This window comes from Virgibacillus sp. W0181, from assembly GCF_051846915.1.
In the GTDB taxonomy this organism is placed as follows: domain Bacteria; phylum Bacillota; class Bacilli; order Bacillales; family Amphibacillaceae; genus JBPYCR01.
The window spans coordinates 1-19,998 of the sequence record NZ_JBPYCR010000040.1 but is presented as its reverse complement, the minus strand read 5'-3'; the positions used below and the strand labels follow the sequence as shown (position 1 = coordinate 19,998).

General features: G+C 37.4%; 20 protein-coding genes. 19 read left to right on the top strand and 1 reads right to left on the bottom strand.

All coding sequences use genetic code 11. From position 1 onward, the window contains the following. The first annotated feature begins 41 nt into the window (after positions 1-41). The 15 genes from yfmF (at position 42) to ACLIBG_RS13390 (ending at position 15,075) form a co-directional block, all read left to right on the top strand. A complete protein-coding gene (gene yfmF, locus ACLIBG_RS13460) occupies positions 42-1,328 on the top strand; it encodes an EF-P 5-aminopentanol modification-associated protein YfmF (RefSeq protein ID WP_439313285.1) in 1,287 nt (428 codons plus the stop codon). Further along, positions 1,321-2,604, top strand: a complete 1,284-nt coding sequence (gene yfmH, locus ACLIBG_RS13455) for an EF-P 5-aminopentanol modification-associated protein YfmH (RefSeq protein ID WP_439313284.1) — start codon at positions 1,321-1,323, stop codon at positions 2,602-2,604. Before yfmF ends, yfmH begins: the two co-directional genes overlap by 8 nt. Before the next feature lie 12 nt (positions 2,605-2,616). After that, positions 2,617-3,333, top strand: coding sequence for an elongation factor P 5-aminopentanone reductase (ymfI, locus tag ACLIBG_RS13450; protein WP_439313283.1), 717 nt, complete (start codon positions 2,617-2,619; stop codon positions 3,331-3,333). A gap of 89 nt (positions 3,334-3,422) precedes the next feature. Continuing rightward, positions 3,423-3,683, top strand: coding sequence for a DUF3243 domain-containing protein (locus ACLIBG_RS13445; protein ID WP_439313282.1), 261 nt, complete (start codon positions 3,423-3,425; stop codon positions 3,681-3,683). A 268-nt stretch (positions 3,684-3,951) separates the two neighbouring features. Beyond that, a complete protein-coding gene (locus ACLIBG_RS13440; protein WP_439313281.1) occupies positions 3,952-4,743 on the top strand; it encodes a DUF3388 domain-containing protein in 792 nt (263 codons plus the stop codon). A gap of 18 nt (positions 4,744-4,761) precedes the next feature. Further along, the gene (locus tag ACLIBG_RS13435; protein WP_439313280.1) at positions 4,762-5,643 is read left to right on the top strand and encodes a helix-turn-helix domain-containing protein; all 882 of its coding nucleotides are present in this window, start codon (positions 4,762-4,764) and stop codon (positions 5,641-5,643) included. Between the two features lie 74 nt (positions 5,644-5,717). Further along, positions 5,718-6,296 (top strand): CDP-diacylglycerol--glycerol-3-phosphate 3-phosphatidyltransferase, encoded by a 579-nt coding sequence (pgsA, locus tag ACLIBG_RS13430; protein WP_439313279.1) that lies wholly within the window; start codon positions 5,718-5,720, stop codon positions 6,294-6,296. Next, the gene (locus tag ACLIBG_RS13425; protein WP_439313278.1) at positions 6,296-7,543 is read left to right on the top strand and encodes a competence/damage-inducible protein A; all 1,248 of its coding nucleotides are present in this window, start codon (positions 6,296-6,298) and stop codon (positions 7,541-7,543) included. The genes pgsA and ACLIBG_RS13425 overlap by 1 nt, the downstream gene beginning before the upstream one ends. A 171-nt stretch (positions 7,544-7,714) precedes the next feature. Beyond that, on the top strand, positions 7,715-8,749 hold the full coding sequence (recA, locus tag ACLIBG_RS13420) for a recombinase RecA (RefSeq protein ID WP_439313277.1): 1,035 nt from the start codon (positions 7,715-7,717) through the stop codon (positions 8,747-8,749). Positions 8,750-9,051: 302 nt separating this feature from the next. Beyond that, positions 9,052-10,617 carry a ribonuclease Y gene (gene rny, locus ACLIBG_RS13415; protein ID WP_439313276.1) on the top strand — a complete coding sequence of 522 codons (1,566 nt, stop codon included), beginning with the start codon at positions 9,052-9,054 and terminating at the stop codon, positions 10,615-10,617. A 101-nt stretch (positions 10,618-10,718) separates the two neighbouring features. After that, positions 10,719-11,516: a TIGR00282 family metallophosphoesterase gene (locus ACLIBG_RS13410; protein WP_439313275.1), complete on the top strand. Its 798-nt coding sequence runs from the start codon at positions 10,719-10,721 to the stop codon at positions 11,514-11,516. Between the two features lie 109 nt (positions 11,517-11,625). Continuing rightward, complete coding sequence (locus tag ACLIBG_RS13405; protein WP_439313274.1) at positions 11,626-11,886, top strand: stage V sporulation protein S; 261 nt, start codon at positions 11,626-11,628, stop codon at positions 11,884-11,886. A gap of 379 nt (positions 11,887-12,265) precedes the next feature. After that, positions 12,266-13,834, top strand: coding sequence for a tRNA (N6-isopentenyl adenosine(37)-C2)-methylthiotransferase MiaB (gene miaB, locus ACLIBG_RS13400; protein ID WP_439313273.1), 1,569 nt, complete (start codon positions 12,266-12,268; stop codon positions 13,832-13,834). Between the two features lie 2 nt (positions 13,835-13,836). Next, on the top strand, positions 13,837-14,265 hold the full coding sequence (locus tag ACLIBG_RS13395; RefSeq protein WP_439313272.1) for a RicAFT regulatory complex protein RicA family protein: 429 nt from the start codon (positions 13,837-13,839) through the stop codon (positions 14,263-14,265). A gap of 240 nt (positions 14,266-14,505) precedes the next feature. After that, a complete protein-coding gene (locus ACLIBG_RS13390) occupies positions 14,506-15,075 on the top strand; it encodes an outer spore coat protein CotE (protein WP_439313271.1) in 570 nt (189 codons plus the stop codon). Positions 15,076-15,569: 494 nt separating this feature from the next. On the opposite strand, the gene ACLIBG_RS13385 is transcribed toward ACLIBG_RS13390, so the two are convergent. Further along, positions 15,570-16,484, bottom strand: coding sequence for an aldo/keto reductase (locus tag ACLIBG_RS13385; protein WP_439313270.1), 915 nt, complete (start codon positions 16,482-16,484; stop codon positions 15,570-15,572). A gap of 126 nt (positions 16,485-16,610) precedes the next feature. On the opposite strand from ACLIBG_RS13385, the gene ACLIBG_RS13380 reads away from it, so the two are divergent. The 4 genes from ACLIBG_RS13380 to fur all read left to right on the top strand — a co-directional run bounded on the left by ACLIBG_RS13380 (position 16,611) and on the right by fur (position 19,628). Next, positions 16,611-17,165 carry an NUDIX hydrolase gene (locus ACLIBG_RS13380; RefSeq protein ID WP_439313269.1) on the top strand — a complete coding sequence of 185 codons (555 nt, stop codon included), beginning with the start codon at positions 16,611-16,613 and terminating at the stop codon, positions 17,163-17,165. Further along, positions 17,159-18,325: an endonuclease Q family protein gene (locus ACLIBG_RS13375; protein WP_439313268.1), complete on the top strand. Its 1,167-nt coding sequence runs from the start codon at positions 17,159-17,161 to the stop codon at positions 18,323-18,325. Before ACLIBG_RS13380 ends, ACLIBG_RS13375 begins: the two co-directional genes overlap by 7 nt. Positions 18,326-18,423: 98 nt before the next feature. After that, positions 18,424-19,059, top strand: coding sequence for a stage II sporulation protein M (spoIIM, locus tag ACLIBG_RS13370; RefSeq protein WP_439313267.1), 636 nt, complete (start codon positions 18,424-18,426; stop codon positions 19,057-19,059). Positions 19,060-19,169: 110 nt separating this feature from the next. Beyond that, positions 19,170-19,628: a ferric iron uptake transcriptional regulator gene (fur, locus tag ACLIBG_RS13365; protein WP_439313266.1), complete on the top strand. Its 459-nt coding sequence runs from the start codon at positions 19,170-19,172 to the stop codon at positions 19,626-19,628. Positions 19,629-19,998: the final 370 nt, after the last annotated feature.

The following is a 19,998-nucleotide window of genomic DNA, read 5'->3' as shown; positions in this document are numbered from 1 at the left end:
CATTATATATAGCAAATGACAACGACTCAGGAGGGACGTTTATGCAGGCAGTATTTGAAGAAACGGTTAGCGATAAAGGGTTAAATTTACACTTAATCCGGAGTGAAAAGTTTAAAACGATTAATATTGTTGCGAAATTCAGAGCACCTCTGCAACGAGAAACAATTACAATGCGCGCTCTACTTCCTTACATTCTTCAACAAGGTACACAGAAATATCCGACGGAAAAAGAGCTGCAGGTAAAGTTGGATAACTTGTACGGAGCAGTTTTATCCATTGACGGTACAAAAAAAGGCAATAGTCACATGATAAGCTTTCGGCTAGAAGTAGCTAATCAAAAGTATATTGCTGATGAATCATCCATCATTGGAAAAGCAATCGATTTATTAAAGGAAATCATTTATTATCCCAAAACAGAAAATAATGGTTTTTACCCGAAAACGTTTGCACGAGAAAAAGAAACTTTGCAGCAAAAAATGAATGCAATTATTGATGATAAAATGGCTTATGCGAATATGCGTCTGATTGACGAAATGTGCCAGCATGAGGCATATGCCATTCATGTCCATGGATATGAGGAAGATCTTCCAAACCTTACGCCAGAAAATGTGTACACCTATTATGAGCAATTATTATCGGAAGATCAACTCGACATTTACATATTGGGAGACTTTGAACAAGACCAATTACGAAATCAATTAACTTCCTCGTTTAAGAAAGAGGAAACAAAGGCAATGTCGTTCGAAGAAGAGAAAAATACAAGAACCGTTGAAATAAAAACAGTCGTTGAAAAGCAAAGTGTCAAGCAAGCAAAACTGCATATGGGCTATCGAACGAATGCTACCTATAAAGATAACGATTATTTTGCTTTACATGTTTTTAATGGCATTTTTGGTGGATTTCCAAGTTCCAAACTATTCTTGAATGTTCGTGAAAAAAACAGTTTGGCTTATTATGCTGCATCCAGAATGGAAAGTCATAAAGGCCTTTTACTTGTGTTCAGTGGGATCGATCCAGCTGATTATGAACAAGCAAAGGACATTATCATGCTACAAATGGAAGCGATGAAATCAGGCGATTTTACAGAAGAAGAGCTAGAGGAAACAAAGAGCTTAATCGTAAATCAACTGCTGGAAACATTGGATCATCCTCAAGGAATTGTTGAAATGCTGTATCAGCAAGTATTGGGAGATAAAAAGGTTTCTCCGGATGATTTTATTGCATCCATCAAACAAGTGACAAAGGAAGAGGTTATTCAAGTTGCAAATAAAATAGAACTCGATACCGTTTATTTACTAACAAACGAAAGCGGTGAAAAAATTGAATAAACAATCGTATGAGAATCTAAATGAGACGTTGTATAAACGGACATTAAATAATGGATTAACCGTGTTGTTGCTACCAAAACAAGAAATGTCCAAAACGTATGGTTTATTTTCAACTGATTATGGATCCATTGACAATACGTTCGTTCCAATTAATCAAGAAAATGAAGTAACAGTTCCGGAGGGTATTGCTCACTTTTTGGAACATAAATTGTTTGAAAAAGAAGACAGGGATGTATTTGCCGATTTTGGTAAGCTGGGAGCTTCTCCAAATGCGTATACGTCATTTACAAAAACAGCTTATTTGTTTTCAGCTACTGCTAATATTGAGCAAAATGTACAAACATTAATCGATTTTGTTCAAGCTCCTTATTTTTCTGAAAAGTCCGTTGAGAAAGAAAAAGGAATTATTGCACAAGAGATTACGATGTATGATGATCAGCCAGATTGGCGGGCTTTCATGGGTATAATTAAAAGTATGTTTGCACACCACCCGGTCAAAAGCGATATTCCCGGAACAGTGGAGTCCATTCAACCCATTACGAAAGATGATTTATACATGTGTTACAATACGTTTTATCATCCAGAAAATATGACGTTGTTTATTGCTGGTAATTTTGATGCCAAATCTATGATGGAACTTATAGAACAGAACCAGTCCAAGAAGCATTTTTCAAAATTGGAAGAGATTAAACGTAATTATCCGAAAGAACAAGAAACTGTAGCACAAAAGGAAACAAAAATAATAATGCCTGTGTCCATACCAAAAGTTACGGTAGGTATTAAAGAGACTGCTCAAACGCTTAAACAGGAAGATTTTTTGCATAGAGATTTGTTACAAAGCATGACTATGGATTATTATTTTTCAGTCGGCGGACCGTTTTACCAGGAACTATATGAAGAAAAGCTTATCGATGATAGCTTTGAATACAGCACAAGTTTAGAGAAGAATTTTGGTTATTCGATGATCAGCAGTAATTCAAATGATCCGGAGCAACTGGCACACCGAATAAAACAACTGTTGTTAAGTACCAACGAACAAACCGTTACAGCTGAAACATTTGAAACAATGAAAAAGAAAAAAATCGGCGAATTGCTCCGATCGATGAATTCGTTGGAGCTTATAGCGAATCAGTATACGCATTATTATTCGGTTGGACTGGATTTCTTTGAATTAATACCTGCTGTTCAAGCATTAACAGTGGAAGAGGCGAATGAATTCATCCAAAACTGGATTGCCGAAGATCGAGTGGCTGTATGCACTATTGCTGCGGAATAAGCGGGTGATGTTTTGGGGAAAAATGTATTAATTATCGGGGCAAGTGGAGATATTGGAATCGCGATTGCGAAACAATTAGCAGCGGAAGGCTATACGTTATTATTGCATTATCATAAAAACAGGCAGCCAATTGATCAATTAATGGATGGGATTGACCAGGAACAAATAATTGCTGTCATGCAAGCTGACCTTTCACAGGAAAATGACATAAAGGCCTTTGTTACAAAGATTGTGTTCCCAGTCGATTCCATTGTTTTTGTTAGTGGGAAAGTCAATTTCGGACTATTCCAAGATGCTTCGATAGAAGCAATGAATGATATGCTTACGTTACATGTAAAGGCACCTTGGATCATTACGAAACACTTGCTTCCCCCGATGATCCAGGAATGCTACGGGAAGATTATTTTTATTACCTCCATATGGGCATCAGACGGTGCGAGTAATGAAGTCATGTACTCCTCAGTAAAAGGTGCTCAAAACAGCTTTGTGAAGGCGTTGGCAAAAGAAGTTGCACGAAGCGGTATTTCAGTAAATGGAATAAGTCCGGGTTTTATTGACACAAAGATGAACGCACATTTAACAGAAAAGGATAGAGATGTAATTATAGACTCCATTCCGGTAAATCGGCCGGGTCTAGCTGAAGAAGTTGCCTATACCGTCTTATTTTTATTGAGTGATAAGGCTGCCTATATCCAAGGAGAAGTTATCCGGGTTTCCGGTGGATGGTAAACGCACTTCTAATACTCTGATCCATTCCATGTATAAACATAAATGAAAATCAAATACTATACATGACATTATGGAAGGAGGTATGTGAAGTGTCTGTTTTGGATAACTTTGAGACATGGAAAGGTTTTCTGGCAAATAAGCTTGACCAGGCAAAGCAACAAGGAATGAGCGACCAAACAATTACAAATGTAGCTAGCGAAGTGGGAGATTATCTTGCTCAACACGTAGATGCTAAAAATAACGAAGAAGCAGTGCTGAGAGAACTTTGGAATGCGGCATCAGAAGATGAACAACAGGCCTTGGCAAGCACGATGGTCAAATTAGTGAAAAATCAAGGCAATACAAATTAATTTTCCTATTTGGTGTGGAAGCTGTATACTTAAAGTACAGCTTCCTTTTTATCTAAAAAAAGAAAAAGTGGTGTTTGAGACATCATTCTTTTATTATTTTAAAGGAAATTTTGAATCAATCTTTTTTTGTTGTCCATTCTCCAATTAAAAAGTAAATTAATTTTCATTTAGTCCTTTTAAGTAAAGAATAAATCATCTATTATATAATATAAAGCATAAATGTATTGTTCAGGAAAAGTGCCAGAATATATAAATGAGGAGTTTATGCATGACTAAAACGGAATGGTATTTTGAGTATGAACTTCAATATAATCGTCCCGGTTTACTTGGTGATATATCGTCTTTACTTGGAATGCTTTCCATTAATATTATTACAATTAATGGTGTGGAAAAGTCCAGGCGGGGAATGTTATTATTGTCTAAATATGATGAAAACATCGTGCGCTTACGATCTATTCTGGAAACAGTGGATACGGTTAAAATAACGAAATTGCGGAAGCCAAAATTACGAGATAAGCTTGCAGTTCGGCATGGAAAATATATTCACAGAGATGAAGAAGATCATAAAACTATTCGCTTTGTGCGTGCCGAGTTGGGAATATTAGTGGACTTTATGGCAGAGCTTTATAAAAGTGATGACCATAAATTAATTGGGGTGCGTGGGATGCCGCGAGTCGGGAAAACAGAATCAATCGTAGCGGCAAGTGTCTGTGCGAATAAACGGTGGTTATTCGTGTCAAGCACACTACTAAAGCAAACGGTCAGAAACGAGCTTATTCAAGGAGAGTACAGTAAAGATAATATTTATATTATAGATGGCGTCGTCTCAAAAAAACGAGCGAATGACCAGCATTGGCAGCTAATTAGGGAAATAATGCAATTGCCAGCCATAAAAGTTGTAGAGCACCCCGATATTTTTGTGCAAGCAACCGAATATAATATAGATGACTTTGATTACATTATTGAACTGCGTAGTGACGAAAATGAAGAAATCACGTATGAACCAATAAAGGAAACAGCATTTGGTCAGGATAATGGTTTTTCGATGTTCGATTTTTAAAATGGATGGTGTTGACTTATGGAAATAGGAGAGAGGCTTAAAGAGGCGCGAGAAGAAAAAGGTGTTTCTTTAGATCATTTACAAGATACGACTAAAATTCAAAAAAGATATTTGATTGCAATTGAAGAAGGGAATTATAGTGTACTCCCTGGAAAATTTTATGCGAAAGCATTTATAAAAGAATATGCAAACGCTGTAGGGCTCAATGCCCAAGAATTGTTGGAAGACTTTGTTGAAAAAACTCCAGTCGACGAAGATAACTCCATTCCTTATACACGAATTCAACGATCACAGAAAACAAGCGGAACAAAGACTTCATCCATGTTTTCATTTATTCCGACAGTTATTGTTATTGTATTAGTTATCGGTATTTTTTTTGTAGCTTGGAGTCTATATCAACAATCGGCAGAGGATGGTGGAACTGAACCTGTTGACCAGCAAGAAGAGGATAAAATTATTCGTAATGTCGAAGAAGACCCGAAATTGGAAGAGGGAACAGAAAACACATCTGATAACGAACAGCAAGAGGATGAATCTGAAACACCTGAGGCAGAAGAAGATACAACGAATGCAGACTTCCAGGTTGTTGAAGAAGGCAGTGGCAAATCACCGGAATCAACATTGAAATTAAGCAACGCTGGTGAAACGGTTGAAATTGTGATTAAAGCGGAAGGGGATTCTTATATAGATGTGAAGGGTGAAAGTGGAGAAAGTTATTTTTCCGGAACGCTTACACCGTCTGAATCTCCAGTGGAAATGGAAGTATCCGGAGAAGAAAAAGTGTATTTTAATGTCGGAAACGCATCGAACGCTACCATTTCCATGAATGACATAGAGATGGAATATCCGGTTGACGCAAATAAATATGTGCATCAAAAAATATGGGTACAATTAGATTAGATTTGCTAAAAGATGCACATTCCCCTGCCAAATAGGGGGCTCATTCTTTTAACCAAGCGGAGGAAAAAATAGCAATGAACATACCAAATAAAATTACATTATCACGCATTTTTTTAATTCCAATATTTATTCTCATTCTGTCTGTTCCTTTTGAATGGGGCATATGGGATATGGGATCAAGAGAATTGCCAATTACTCATCTTGCGGCAGCTGTATTATTTATTATCGCAGCAGGTACTGATTGGCTTGATGGCTATTATGCTCGTAAATATCATTTGATTACAAATATAGGGAAGTTTCTCGATCCGCTTGCAGATAAACTGCTCGTTTCCGCCGCTTTTATATTATTGGTAGAACTGGGATTGGCGCCGGCTTGGATCGTCATTTTGATCATCAGCAGGGAATTTGCAGTAACAGGGCTGCGATTGGTAGCATCTGGGGAAGGCGTTGTGCTTGCAGCAAGTCCACTAGGAAAAATAAAAACCGTTTCACAAATAACAGCCATTGCATTGTTGCTTTTGCATAATTTTCCTTTTTCTTTTATAAACTTTCCTTTAGATGTCATTATGTTATACGCAGCATTTTTATTTACCGTTATCTCAGGGTTCGACTATTTTTATAAAAATTGGCACGTAATGAGGGATTCGAAATAATGAAACAATATAACACAGAAATTATTGCTGTCGGTACAGAATTATTGCTTGGACAAATTAGCAATACAAATGCGCAGTGGTTATCGGAACAGCTTGCCGCATATGGCGTAAATACATATTATCATACGGTTGTAGGAGATAATTTGTCGCGTGTGGAACAGATTTTCAACCAGGCACATCAACGTTCCGATATTATTATTGTTACAGGTGGATTGGGACCAACGCAGGATGATTTAACACGTGAAGCGTTTCAACAACTGAGTCACATGGAAATCACGGAGCATAAACCTTCAATGGATAAAATTATTGATTTTTATAATCGGCAGGAAAAGGAAATGACTCTGAATAACCGAAGACAGGCAAGAGTGTTCGTTGGAGCTAAAGTAATTCCCAACACAGTTGGTATGGCTCCGGGGATGATTGTGACGTTTGAAAGTAAAACGTGGATATTTTTACCGGGTGTACCAAGGGAAATGAAGCAGATGACAATTAATACAGCCCTTCCTTTTATCAGCGAATTAATGGGCGAACAGATGATTATTAAATCCAAAGTTCTTCGTTTTATGGGAATAGGTGAGTCTCAATTGGAACATGAATTGCAAACATTAATTCAGACGCAAGATAATCCGACCGTTGCGCCGCTTGCCCAAAACGATGGCGTTGTTATTAGACTTACTGCTAAGGCGAGTTCAAGTGAACAAGCGGAAACATTATTAAATGAAACGAAGCAGAACGTGCTCGATAAAGTTGGGGAATATTTTTATGGTATGGAACACGATAGTATTCAAGATACTATTCTATCAATGTTAAACAAACAAAATAAATATATTGGCGTTGCAGAAAGTTTAACAGGCGGGATGTTTGCTGACAAGTTGATATCAGCGTCTGGGGCATCGTCAGCATGTCGGGGAGCTATCGTATGTTACGATACGAGCGTGAAAACAAACGTACTGCAAGTTTCCACAAATACAATTAATTCAGAGGGAACGGTGAGCAGCGCATGTGCACTCGAAATGGCTGCGAATGTATGTCAAGTGTTGGACGCTGATATCGGAATCAGCTTTACCGGTGTAGCCGGTCCGGGTGCCGTGGAAGGCCAACCTGTTGGTACGGTTTTTATTGGGATTAGCAGTACATGCGGGAAGCAGAAAGTAGAGAAGTTTCTTTTCGAGGGAGACCGGAATACTGTACGCAGAAGAGCCATGTTAAAAGGATTTGAACTTTTATATCATTTTATTAAAGTGTAAAATTAACCAGCTATTTGCTTATAAACTTTAATTTTTAAATGATATATTTGACCGTTTTTCAAAATTACCAAGAAAAAAACCGGAAAAACTAGAACATTTATTCGCTTTTCTGTTGGCAAATCGCTAAAAACATTGTATGATATGATTAGTTGATTAAAGGAGGTAGTCCCGTTGAATGATAGAAAACAAGCGTTGGATATGGCTTTAAGGAATATAGAAAAGCAATTTGGTAAAGGATCGATTATGAAACTGGGAGAGCAGGCGCAAAAGAAACTTGCTACAATCTCGAGTGGATCACTCGCGTTAGATGTTGCATTGGGAATAGGTGGTTATCCAAAAGGTCGAGTAGTCGAAATCTATGGTCCGGAATCATCCGGAAAAACAACCGTGGCATTACATGCGATTGCTGAAGCCCAGCGAAGTGGTGGCCAGGCTGCTTTTATTGATGCAGAACATGCGCTGGACCCGACTTATGCAAGGGCTCTTGGGGTAGATATTGAGGAATTGCTACTATCGCAGCCAGATACAGGTGAGCAAGCGCTGGAAATTGCTGAGGCTCTTGTACGGAGCGGAGCGGTAGATATTATTGTAGTTGATTCGGTCGCTGCTTTAGTTCCGAAGGCCGAGATTGAAGGAGAAATGGGCGATGCACATGTTGGGTTGCAGGCTCGATTAATGTCTCAGGCATTAAGAAAATTATCCGGAGCAATTAATAAGTCAAACTCCACAGCGATTTTTATTAACCAGATTCGTGAAAAAGTCGGTATTATGTTTGGAAATCCGGAAACTACTCCCGGAGGTCGTGCATTGAAATTTTATTCTTCCGTTCGCCTAGAAGTACGTCGTGCTGAAACGTTAAAACAAGGTAACGAAATGGTAGGAAATAAAACACGGCTTAAAGTTGTTAAAAACAAAGTAGCACCACCTTTCAAACAGGCAATGGTTGATATTATGTATGGAGAAGGGATATCTAAAGAAGGTGAAATTATCGATATTGGAGCCGAGTTGGATATTGTTGAAAAAAGCGGCTCGTGGTATTCCTATAAAGAAGACAGACTTGGTCAAGGCCGGGAAAATGCGAAGCAATTCCTTAAAGAAAATGAAGACATAAAAGTTGAAATCCATACTGCTATCCGAAATCATTATCAGTTGGATGAGGCGGAGGAAGCTGTAGAACAATCCGGATTGGAAGAGAAAGAAGTATAAAGACTGAGTTCTTATATCCAAATTGATACACGCAATAATAAGCGTCAAAGTAACATTACAAAAACAAAGTAGGTTAAAAAGCCTTTTACTAGTATAAACTGGTAGGAGGCTTTTGTTTGAATTTGTTTAATTTTGCAAGCCCGAAATGGAAAACTTAATGGTATTCATTGACATTGATTGTTGGTGCATTTAAAATTAAATTGTATAATTTTATATTTCTATTATACAGTTTTATTTATTAAATATGGTATATGCCGACAATAATGAATTGTACAATTTTATAGCAATAGGAGGTGAAAATTGTGGACAATCCCTTGGTCATCTCCATTTTGCTTGCCTTAATCTTAATCGTCGGTATTGTTGTTGGTTATCTGATTCGTAAATCTATTGCAGAAGCTAAAATATCCAGTGCGGAAGATTTAGCAAAACAAATAGTAGAAGAAGCACATCGGAATGCAGATGCCTCCAAAAAAGAGGCACTTCTTGAGGCGAAGGATGAAAATCATACACTTCGTCAGCAGACAGAAGAAGACATACGTGAGCGCCGTTTGGAACTGCAGAGGCAAGAAGATCGTCTGATGCAAAAAGAAGAAAATCTGGATAGAAAAAGTGTCACACTCGATAAGCGTGAGCTCGTTTTAGAGAATAGAGAACAAACACTAACAGAAAAACAACAACAAATTGAAGAAACGGAAAGCAAAGTGGAAACGATGTGGAATAAGCAGCAAATGGAGCTTGAACGCATTTCAGGATATACAACAGACCAGGCAAAAAAGGTATTGTTGGAACGGGTTGAAAAGGAAGTTACGCATGAAACTGCTCTTATGATCAAAGAAGCAGAAAACAATGCGAAAGAGGAATCAGATAAAAAAGCTAAAAACATCCTTTCCCTCGCATTACAACGTTGCGCAGCAGACCACGTAGCTGAAACAACGGTATCGGTTGTAAACTTGCCAAATGATGAGATGAAAGGTCGCATAATTGGTCGAGAAGGTCGTAATATACGAACGTTGGAAACTTTAACGGGTATAGATTTAATTATTGATGATACGCCCGAGGCAGTTATTTTATCGGGTTTTGATCCAATCCGAAGAGAAACTGCTCGCTTAGCTTTAGAAAAGTTAGTACAAGACGGTAGAATACATCCGGCAAGAATCGAAGAAATGGTAGATAAAGCTAGACGGGAAGTGGATGAATATATACGTGAAATCGGTGAGGAAGCTACCTTTGAGATTGGCGTACATGGATTGCATCCGGATCTAATTAAAATACTTGGTCGTTTGAAGTATCGAACAAGCTATGGTCAAAATGTATTAAAGCATTCTATTGAAGTAGCCTATTTGTCAGGATTGCTTGCTGCAGAACTAGGTGAAGATGAGATGCTTGCAAGAAGAGCAGGACTACTACATGATATTGGAAAAGCGATTGACCATGAAGTAGAAGGAAGTCACGTTGAAATTGGTAAAGAATTAGCAATGAAATATAAGGAACATGAAGTTGTAATTAATTCAATTGCATCACATCATGGTGATGAAGAACCAACGTCGATCATTTCTGTTTTAGTTGCCGCAGCTGATTCGTTATCTGCTGCTAGGCCTGGAGCGAGAAGTGAGACTTTGGAAAACTATATTAAACGGCTTGAGAAGCTGGAAGAGATTTCTGAGTCATTTACAGGTGTCGAAAAATCATTCGCCATTCAAGCAGGCAGAGAAATCCGTATTATGGTTAAGCCAGATGAGATCAAAGATGTAGAAGCCGTACACATCGCAAGAGATATACGGAAGCGTATTGAAAGTGAGCTTAACTACCCTGGTCATATCAAAGTAACAGTGATAAGGGAAACACGAGCAGTTGAATATGCAAAATAAAAAATAGAGCGGTGAGCAATCACTGCTTTATTTTTTTATTTTGACATCCAGATTGCCGTATGGAACACTGTAATTATTAAACTAGATAGGATGAATGAGAGATGAAAGTATTGTTTATTGGTGATGTTGTCGGATCACCCGGACGGGAAATGGTGAAAGAATATTTACCAAAGTTAAGAGAGAAATACCGTCCATCGGCAACGATTATTAATGGAGAAAATGCAGCTTCAGGAAAAGGAATAACCGAAAAAATATATAAAAATTTTCTTGAGTGGGGTGCTCAAGCTATTACAATGGGGAACCATACATGGGCCAAAAAGGAAATATTTGAATTTATTGAAGAGGCAAAGTACTTAATACGGCCTGCCAATTATCCAGAAGGTACACCAGGTCAATCACTTGTTTTTGTACCAGTTAACAATTTGGAGATTGCCGTTATTAACATGCAAGGACGCACATTCCTTTCGACGCTGGATGATCCTTTTCGTAAGATTGATGAATTGATTAAAATAGCTAAAAAAAGAACGAATTTAATTTTTATCGATTTTCATGCAGAAGCAACAAGTGAAAAGCAGGCCTTCGCCTGGTATGTGGATGGAAGAGCAAGTGCTGTAGTTGGAACACATACACATACACAAACGGCGGATGAACGCATTTTGGACAAAGGAACTGCATATATTACAGATGTAGGGATGACTGGCCCGTATGATGGAATTTTAGGAGTGGATCGGCAATCAGTAATGAAGCAATTTTTAACCAATTTGCCAGTTCGTTTTGAGGTGACAAAGGAAGGGAAAAGACAATTAAATGGATGTATCATAACATTGGATGAAAAAACTGGATCAGCCACTGAAATAAAAAGAATTTTGATTAACGATGATCATCCATTTTTTAACTAAATGATTATTTGAATTTTAAAATAGTTCGTGCATAATTAGGTAATAAGGTACCATTTCTTAGAATATAGTAGCAGTAGTTCTATATTAGCTAATGAAGGAGGCACTAGTAATGGACATTTTAAAAGTTTCAGCAAAATCAAATCCCAATTCAGTAGCAGGAGCATTGGCCAATGTATTAAGAGAACACAATACAGCAGAGTTGCAAGCGATCGGAGCCGGAGCTTTAAATCAGTCGGTAAAAGCAGTCGCGATTGCAAGGGGCTTCGTTGCCCCAAGCGGAGTTGATTTAATTTGCATACCTGCATTTACGGACATTATGATTGGTACCGAGGAGCGCACGGCAATTAAGTTAATCGTAGAACCAAGATAATTGAGATCATAATAAATGGTGTTACGTATATACGTAGCACTTTTTTATTGTTTCCACGCAAATATAATAGTTCGTGTTCAAAAAGAGGATAAAAAGTGCAAAACGCAGAAGATTAAAGCAATTTTTAACGAACTTGTTGACCAACCTTTAATAAACAAATATATCTATTTTATGACAAATACAAATGTGCTATTTGTGCATAAAGATCATCTGTTGTTTAATTGATTAAAAACCTTTATACTATACTAATGATACGAGTAATAATTATATTTATGTTTATATAAAAGGCTGTTATCTACATATTAATCGTGTATTAATATTTCGACAACCTATGCTATAAGAGCCATATAAAGTGAATAAAGAAAGGAGCTTCCGCCAAATGAATGAACAGCAAAGAAAAGAAATGGCACAAATTGTTCAAGGCGATCCAAATGATAAAAACGTTGAAAAGAGAAAACCATTGCATGAAAAAACGAGTGCTGATTTTGCACAATACTTTCAGACAACTTATGAACCACCAAATATGAATAAAGCGCGTAAAAGATATCGCGAGAAAATAGAAGTACATTATGATTTCGGTATTCCAAAAGATATGCAGCAAATCGGAAAAGGGAAAAAATTTCTGATACGAACGTATGGATGTCAAATGAATGAACATGATACAGAGGTCATGGCAGGTATTTTAACCGAGATGGGTTATGAGTCAACAACTGAAACAACCGACGCTGATATTATCCTTCTAAATACATGTGCCATTCGTGAAAATGCTGAAAATAAAGTGTTCGGGGAAATCGGTCACTTGAAACCATTAAAACTGGAAAAACCCGATTTAATTCTTGGAGTATGTGGCTGCATGTCTCAACAGGAATCTGTTGTGAATAAAATTATGAAAAAACATCAGCACGTGGATCTCATTTTTGGCACGCATAATATTCATCGGCTACCACACCTTATCAAAGAATCCTTTTTCAGCAAGGAAAAGGTTGTTGAAGTGTGGTCAAAAGAAGGCGATATTATTGAAAATCTTCCTAAAGTCCGCCATGGAAAAATTAAAGCATGGGTAAATATTATGTATGGTTGTGATAAATTTTGCACGTACTGTATCGTACCTATGACACGTGGTAAAGAACGAAGCCGCCGCCCGGAAGATATCGTTCAAGAAGTGCGACATTTGGCAGCTCAAGGATACAAAGAAGTAACGGTACTTGGTCAAAATGTTAATGCATATGGAAAAGACTTTGAAGATATTTCTTATCGTTTTGGAGATTTAATGAACGACCTTCATAAAATAGATATCCCGAGAATTCGTTTTACTACTTCGCATCCAAGGGACTTTGATGATCATTTAATAGAAGTGCTTGCACAAGGCGGCAACTTGCTTGATCATATCCACTTACCAGTGCAGTCGGGAAGCAGTGAAGTGTTAAGACGCATGAACCGAAAATATACCCGCGAGTCATACTTAGAACTGGTATCCAAGATTAAAAAGGCGATACCAAATGTAACGCTGACAACGGATATTATTGTCGGTTTTCCGAACGAAACCGATGAGCAGTTTGAAGAAACAATGACGCTGATGGAAGAAGTAGGGTTTGAATCCGCTTATACGTTTATCTATTCTCCGCGGGAGGGAACTCCAGCTGCCGCAAGGGAAGATAATGTTCCGATGGATGTGAAAAAGAAACGCTTGTATCGTTTAAATGAACTGGTTAATAAACAATCAGCCGAATCAATGAAAATGTATGAAGATAAAGTTGTTAAAGTACTCGTAGAAGGAGAAAGTAAGAAAAATCCTGACGTGCTATCCGGCTATACGGAAAAAAATAAAATTGTCAATTTCAAAGGCCCAAAATCAATCATAGGTGAGATTGTTGAAGTGAAAATTACGGACGCGAAAACATGGTCCCTTGATGGTCTAATGGTCGAAAATACAGTAGAGGTGAATTAGCAATGGCAGTATATACACGTAAGCAAGTATTGGATGAGGCAAAGAATTTAGCGGAAATGTTGGCAAGTACAGAGGAAATTGACCGCTTTAAACAAGTAGAGGCAAAAATAAATGAGAATAAAAAAGTGCAGCAATTAATTTCCCGAATTAAGACGTTGCAGAAGCAAGCAGTCAACTTTCAAGCTTACGAAAAAACAGAAGCGCTTAAAAAAGTGGAAAAAGAAATTGATGATCTGCAAAATGAAATCGACGAGATTCCGGTTGTTCAAGAATTCAAAGAAATTCAAACGGTTGTTAACGATGTATTGCAACTCGTATCAGGAACAATCGCACGAGAAGTGACCAACCATGTTATAGAAGCAACCGGCGGGGATTTGTTAGCCGGAGAAACTGGTTCAAAAAATAAAACAAATAAACCGTGCAGTCATTAAGGTAAACCCAAGTACAGAAATAAATGTACTTGGGTTTTATTATTGTCTTTATTAAATAGAGCAAAAGTCCGAGATTAAGTGCATATAGCACGTACATTCGCTTCGACTAAAGAGGATCCGATTCAGTAGCGGTATGTTTTTTAAAAAACTCTTTTTCTGTAACTGTTTGAAAAATCATTATGCACTTTAGGTATTTGTCTTGCATAAAATGACTATGACAAAAGAGGAGGTATACGCACGATGACTTTTCTTGAAAAAGATTATAGAGAAATCATAACAAAAGCAGTATGCGGAAAAGGGCGAAAGTTTACGAAAGCAACCCATCATGTTTCACCATCACATAGGCCAACAAGCATCCTGGGTTGTTGGGTCATTAACCATCTATATAATGCCAAGAAAAAATCTGAAGATACGGTAGAAATTAATGGTAGCTACGATATAAACATCTGGTATTCGTATAATGATAATACAAAAACAGAAGTAGTAACCGAAAGAGTGACGTATTGCGACTATGTTCCGCTCTCCATTAAGGATGACCATTGTATTAGCGATGAATACGATGTAATAGCTAAAGCAATTCAACAACCAAATTGCTTGGAATGTGAAATTGACAAACACGGAAGCAAAATTGAAGTAGAAGTTGAAAGAGAATTTGGTATCAAAGTAATAGGTGAAACGAAGGTGTATGTCCGAGTAAATCCGACTGGTCACCATTACGATGATGATGATGGGGATTGGGATGCGGAACTGACAGATGATGAACTAACAAATGTTAATCCGGATTTTCTTGGCAGAAGGAAAAAAGATTAATTTTGATTCAAGATTTTTCGCCCTTCCTATGCAGGTCAAGTATTAAGTAGTGGGAGCTATCCTAAAAAAGGATAGCTTTATTTTTTAAATAAGGTCAGAAAGAAAGTATAAATTTTGTGCATAGCTGTCTAGCTTAAGCGTCCAGAAACTAGGCGACTTCCTGCAGCGCCTTGCGATAAAGAAGACTTGCCGATTGGCTTAGACAGAGGCTTAGTCGCCCTTATGCCCTTGGGTGAAAGTCATCATCGATTCGCACAGGTAAAGGAGGGCCAACTAAATACGCCCTTTGCGGGCAACGTTGGCATACCCCTTTTGCAGGGGCATGATTCCTTTATCTAGGATGGGTTGGAATGTTCGATTAAAACCGCCACTTTGCGTGGCAAATCTTTACGGTGGGACGAAAGCGAAGCTACAGTCCCAACATCGAACCACCAGCTCCCGTCTGGCGCAGTCGCTACGTTTCTAGGCAGGGCGCTTGCGCTTTTCTTTAACATTTACGTTAGGTGGTTTTTATAGTTTGTTTGTTTCGTTATTTTTTGTAGCTTGGCATATGTGATCGGAGATAATTTTTCAGCAAGATCAACACGTACATTCTCAATTAATTGATCAGATGAACTCGCTCCGAAGACAGCACTTGTTACCGCAGGATGGTACAAGACGTATTGGAAAGCAAGTCCACTCAACGAATTTTCTTTACTGTATGCACCAAGCTGATTATACATATGCTTGATTTCCTCATATGTATAATCTAAATAACTACTCTTTACTTTCCTTTCGAAAGTTGATTTACTAGTTAATATACCTTTAGCGAGCGGGCCTCGAGCCAATACACTAATATTATTGTCATTCAACAAATCAAGTATTTCCTCTTCGGGTCTGCGATCAAACAAGTTGTATTGCATCATAACAGCATCTATATTGGCTTCTTCTACATATGTTTGAATAACGTTAGGCCGAATTGATGAAATACCATATGCACGAATAATTCCTTCCTGTTTTAATGATTCAAAAGCTGCAATTGTATCGTCAAAAGGATCGTCGATTGTACCACCATGCAATAAATACAAATCGATATAGTCTGTTTTTAATCTGCGCAAACTTTCTTTTACACTGGACATAATATGTTTCTTAGATGGATCCCAAAACCAGTTTTTTGTTTCACGATTAAAATTATTGCCCGTTTTAGTCGTTAAAATAATTTCTTTTCGTTTATTTTTTATTGCATCACCAACAATTTTTTCATTCTCTCCAAAATCATATAAATCAGCTGTGTCCAAATGGTTAATTCCCATATCGATCGCTTGGTCAATTATTTTACCGGCTTTGGTCCGGTCAGTTCCCAGAGACATGCAGCCGAGAGTTAATTCTGAAATGTACAAATCGGATTTACCTATTTGATTTCGTTTCATTTTCAAACATCCCCTTTCATCTATCAATTAGCCTTATTGTAAAAAGGATAGTTATTAATGACAACCATTAAGAATGGGGTATGATAAAATATAATAGGGTAAGCTAGTAATAGGAGGAGGATGTTAATGCAAAAATTCATGGAGAAAACGATAGAAAGGCAATTAATCTATGATGGAAAAATCATTCAAGTACACGTTGATAAGGTCATGCTGCCGAACGGGAAAACCTCCTATCGTGAACTGGTAAACCATCCGGGAGCAGTAGCAATCATCCCTATCACATCGGATCAAAATATTGTTTTTGTGGAACAATATCGGAAGCCTCTGGAAAGATCTTTATTGGAAATACCCGCCGGGAAACTGGAACAAGGAGAGGAACCGGAGATTACTGCCGTAAGAGAACTCGAAGAAGAAACCGGATATACAACCGACCATTTACAATATGTAACTTCGTTTTATACTTCCCCCGGATTTGCTAATGAATTGATTCATATATATATGACAAACAATATTCATCCGTTGAAGGAATCGGTTCAAGGTGATGACGATGAGTTTGTTGAGATTGTAGAAATGAGTTTAGAAGAAGCTAAAAAAGCCACGTCAGACAAAAGAATTTATGATGCTAAAACGATTTACGCACTTACTTATTTAGAAATAGCGAGGATGAACCAATCATGTTAAACGCTCACTTTGCAGATATGCACATTCATATTGGGCGAGATATGCAACTAAACCCTGTCAAAATAACAGCTTCAAAAAGTCTAACGTTAACAAATATTTTAATAGAATCCAGCAGACGAAAAGGAATTCATTTGATCGGAGTAATTGACAGTCACGTACCAACCGTTCAGCAGGAAATTATCGAATTAATCAATCGTGGTGAAGCACACGAGTTGGCGGAAGGAGGCATTCGCTTTGAACAAGTAACGCTAATATTAGGGTGTGAAATTGAAGTATACGATGAATGTTGTAAAGGGCCGATACATGTACTGGCGTATTTCCCTACGCTTAAGCATATAGGTAGGTTCACGAAGTGGCTAGCAACGAAACAGAAAAATATAACGTTAAGCTCACAGCGTTATTACGGTACTGCTAAGGAACTTCAATACAAAGTTAAGGAGCTGGAAGGATTATTTATACCTGCTCATATATTTACTCCTTTTAAAAGCTTATACGGGAAGGGAGTCAAACATTCACTTAACGAAGTGCTCGACCCTACTTTAATCGATGCTGTGGAGCTTGGTTTGAGTTCAAATACGATGATGGCTGATCAAATAGAAGAATTACATCGATATACATTTTTATCTAATTCCGATGCTCATTCTTTAAATAAAATAGCACGAGAATATCAAGAAATGCTGTTGGAGAAACCTTCTTTTAAGGAATTTTACTGGGCTTTACAAGGTATCAAAGGTCGAAAAGTTAAAGCAAACTACGGAATGAATCCGATGCTGGGCAAATATTATACAACCGTCTGCAATGATTGTTTGCAACCTGTATCGTTAACAACAGAAGTATGTCCGTCATGCTCATCGACCAAAATAATAAAAGGCGTGTTTGACCGGATTCAGGAGTTGGCAACGCCATGCAAGCGAAAAGAGGAGCGCCCACCATATTATCATCAGGTTCCTTTGGAATATATTCCAACGCTTGGCCCAAGAACATTTCAAAAATTGCTAGATCATTTTGGAACAGAAATGAATGTGATTCATCATGTTCCTCTAGCTCATTTAAAAAATGTGGTCCCTGAAAAACTAGCACATGCGATTGTGGAGATGAGAGAGGGGAAACAAACGATTATAGCTGGTGGAGGGGGCAAATATGGCAAACTAGCACCTTAAACGGCATGAACGAAAAAAATAACCTTTTTCTTTTTGGTATTTTTACAAGGAATCCTTCATAGTTTTTATAGTAGAGCGTCTATGAATGGAGGATTCCAATGTACAGAAATAGAAATCGTGCAATAAACCATATAACAGAGCATGCAACAATTTATATCTTTATGGTTATATTATTTTTAACAGGGATTATATTTGGCGCAATTATCGTTAATAGTATGAATTTTATTCAAAAACAAGACCTTATTTTTTACTTAGACCGTTTTTTTGGACAAATTATCGATGGCCGAATTATTGAAAATAAAGAGATATTAACAGGGAGTTTTTTTTACCATGCAAAGTACTTGCTCCTCTTGTTTGTATTGGGTTTATCAGTAATAGGTTTGCCGATAATTTGGATTCTAATATTTGTTAAAGGATTAATGATTGGCTTTTCGGTTGGTTTTATTGTAAATCAGTTAGGAATTAAAGGATTACTTCTCGCATCTATATCCATCCTACCGCAAAACTTACTCATTATCCCTATATATATTACAGCGGGAAGTTTGTCTATGATATTTTCCCTGACACTGTTGTCAAAATTGTTTAGTCGAAAAATCTCTCAATCAATCACCGCGCCTTTCGTAACATATGCAACTATTTTTGCTTTATTGTTAGCAGGAGCGTTTATCGCTTCTCTGCTGGAAGCATTTGTTGCTAATGAAGCGATCAAGTCATTTATTAAGTCGTTTTACTAATACTAATTATTAGAAAGTAATTGTTTTAACAGACAATTTATAACGATTATTCTTTGACAGCTGTTCCATGGAAGCATATAATTATAAGAGAGTGCAGGGGGGGAGTTAACATGGAACAGCGAATTGACCGAATAAAAAAACAGTTGCATGCAAAAAGTTATAAGCTAACCCCGCAAAGAGAAGCAACCTTAAGGGTATTGTTGGAGAGAGAAGAAGATCATTTAAGTGCAGAAAATGTTTTTTTACTCGTTAAAGAAAAAGCACCTGAAATTGGTTTGGCTACTGTTTATCGTACACTGGAGTTATTATCCGAGTTAAAAATAGTTGATAAAATTAACTTCGGAGATGGTGTATCTCGTTATGACCTTCGTAAAGAAGGGGTTGAACATTTTCACCACCATCTTGTATGCATTGAATGTGGAGCTGTTGATGAAATCATTGAAGATTTACTAGGTGAAGTGGAGCAAATCGTTGAACAAGATTGGGAATTTCAAGTAAAAGATCATCGTTTAACTTTTCATGGAATTTGCAAGCAATGTCAAACTGCATCCGTCAAAGTAAAATCATGAATTAATATTATAATAAAAATGCGTATTGAAACCTTTTTTCATTTAGAAAGAAGGTTTTTTAGTTATTAAGTATTATCCTTATTACTTCGAATACTGGAATGTTTTAGTACAGTAGTTGTAGTTAACCTTTTTTAAGAGGTAAGAAAGCATTCCTGTAATGAAGCAAAATGAGGATTGAATAAAAAATGTCCCCTTGGTATGATACGAGGTGTCCGCAGCTAGCTAGCAAAAGGACCCTTAAATAAACCAAGGAGGACTATCATGAATTATAAACAAAACGAAAAGATCTTACAACTAACAGACAAAACTTTAATTATTGGAATTGACATCGCGAAGCATACACATGTTGCGCGGGCACAGGATTTCCGTG

Bases quoted from the DNA above. Each gene is read 5' to 3' on its own strand.
- yfmF (WP_439313285.1), top strand. From the start codon at position 42: ATGCAGGCAGTATTTGAAGAAACGGTTAGCGATAAAGGGTTAAATTTA.
- ACLIBG_RS13440 (WP_439313281.1), top strand. From the start codon at position 3,952: ATGACTAAAACGGAATGGTATTTTGAGTATGAACTTCAATATAATCGT.
- ACLIBG_RS13435 (WP_439313280.1), top strand. From the start codon at position 4,762: ATGGAAATAGGAGAGAGGCTTAAAGAGGCGCGAGAAGAAAAAGGTGTT.
- pgsA (WP_439313279.1), top strand. From the start codon at position 5,718: ATGAACATACCAAATAAAATTACATTATCACGCATTTTTTTAATTCCA.
- ACLIBG_RS13425 (WP_439313278.1), top strand. From the start codon at position 6,296: ATGAAACAATATAACACAGAAATTATTGCTGTCGGTACAGAATTATTG.
- ACLIBG_RS13410 (WP_439313275.1), top strand. From the start codon at position 10,719: ATGAAAGTATTGTTTATTGGTGATGTTGTCGGATCACCCGGACGGGAA.
- ACLIBG_RS13405 (WP_439313274.1), top strand. From the start codon at position 11,626: ATGGACATTTTAAAAGTTTCAGCAAAATCAAATCCCAATTCAGTAGCA.
- miaB (WP_439313273.1), top strand. From the start codon at position 12,266: ATGAATGAACAGCAAAGAAAAGAAATGGCACAAATTGTTCAAGGCGAT.
- ACLIBG_RS13395 (WP_439313272.1), top strand. From the start codon at position 13,837: ATGGCAGTATATACACGTAAGCAAGTATTGGATGAGGCAAAGAATTTA.
- ACLIBG_RS13390 (WP_439313271.1), top strand. From the start codon at position 14,506: ATGACTTTTCTTGAAAAAGATTATAGAGAAATCATAACAAAAGCAGTA.
- ACLIBG_RS13385 (WP_439313270.1), bottom strand. From the start codon at position 16,484: ATGAAACGAAATCAAATAGGTAAATCCGATTTGTACATTTCAGAATTA.
- ACLIBG_RS13380 (WP_439313269.1), top strand. From the start codon at position 16,611: ATGCAAAAATTCATGGAGAAAACGATAGAAAGGCAATTAATCTATGAT.
- ACLIBG_RS13375 (WP_439313268.1), top strand. From the start codon at position 17,159: ATGTTAAACGCTCACTTTGCAGATATGCACATTCATATTGGGCGAGAT.
- spoIIM (WP_439313267.1), top strand. From the start codon at position 18,424: ATGTACAGAAATAGAAATCGTGCAATAAACCATATAACAGAGCATGCA.
- fur (WP_439313266.1), top strand. From the start codon at position 19,170: ATGGAACAGCGAATTGACCGAATAAAAAAACAGTTGCATGCAAAAAGT.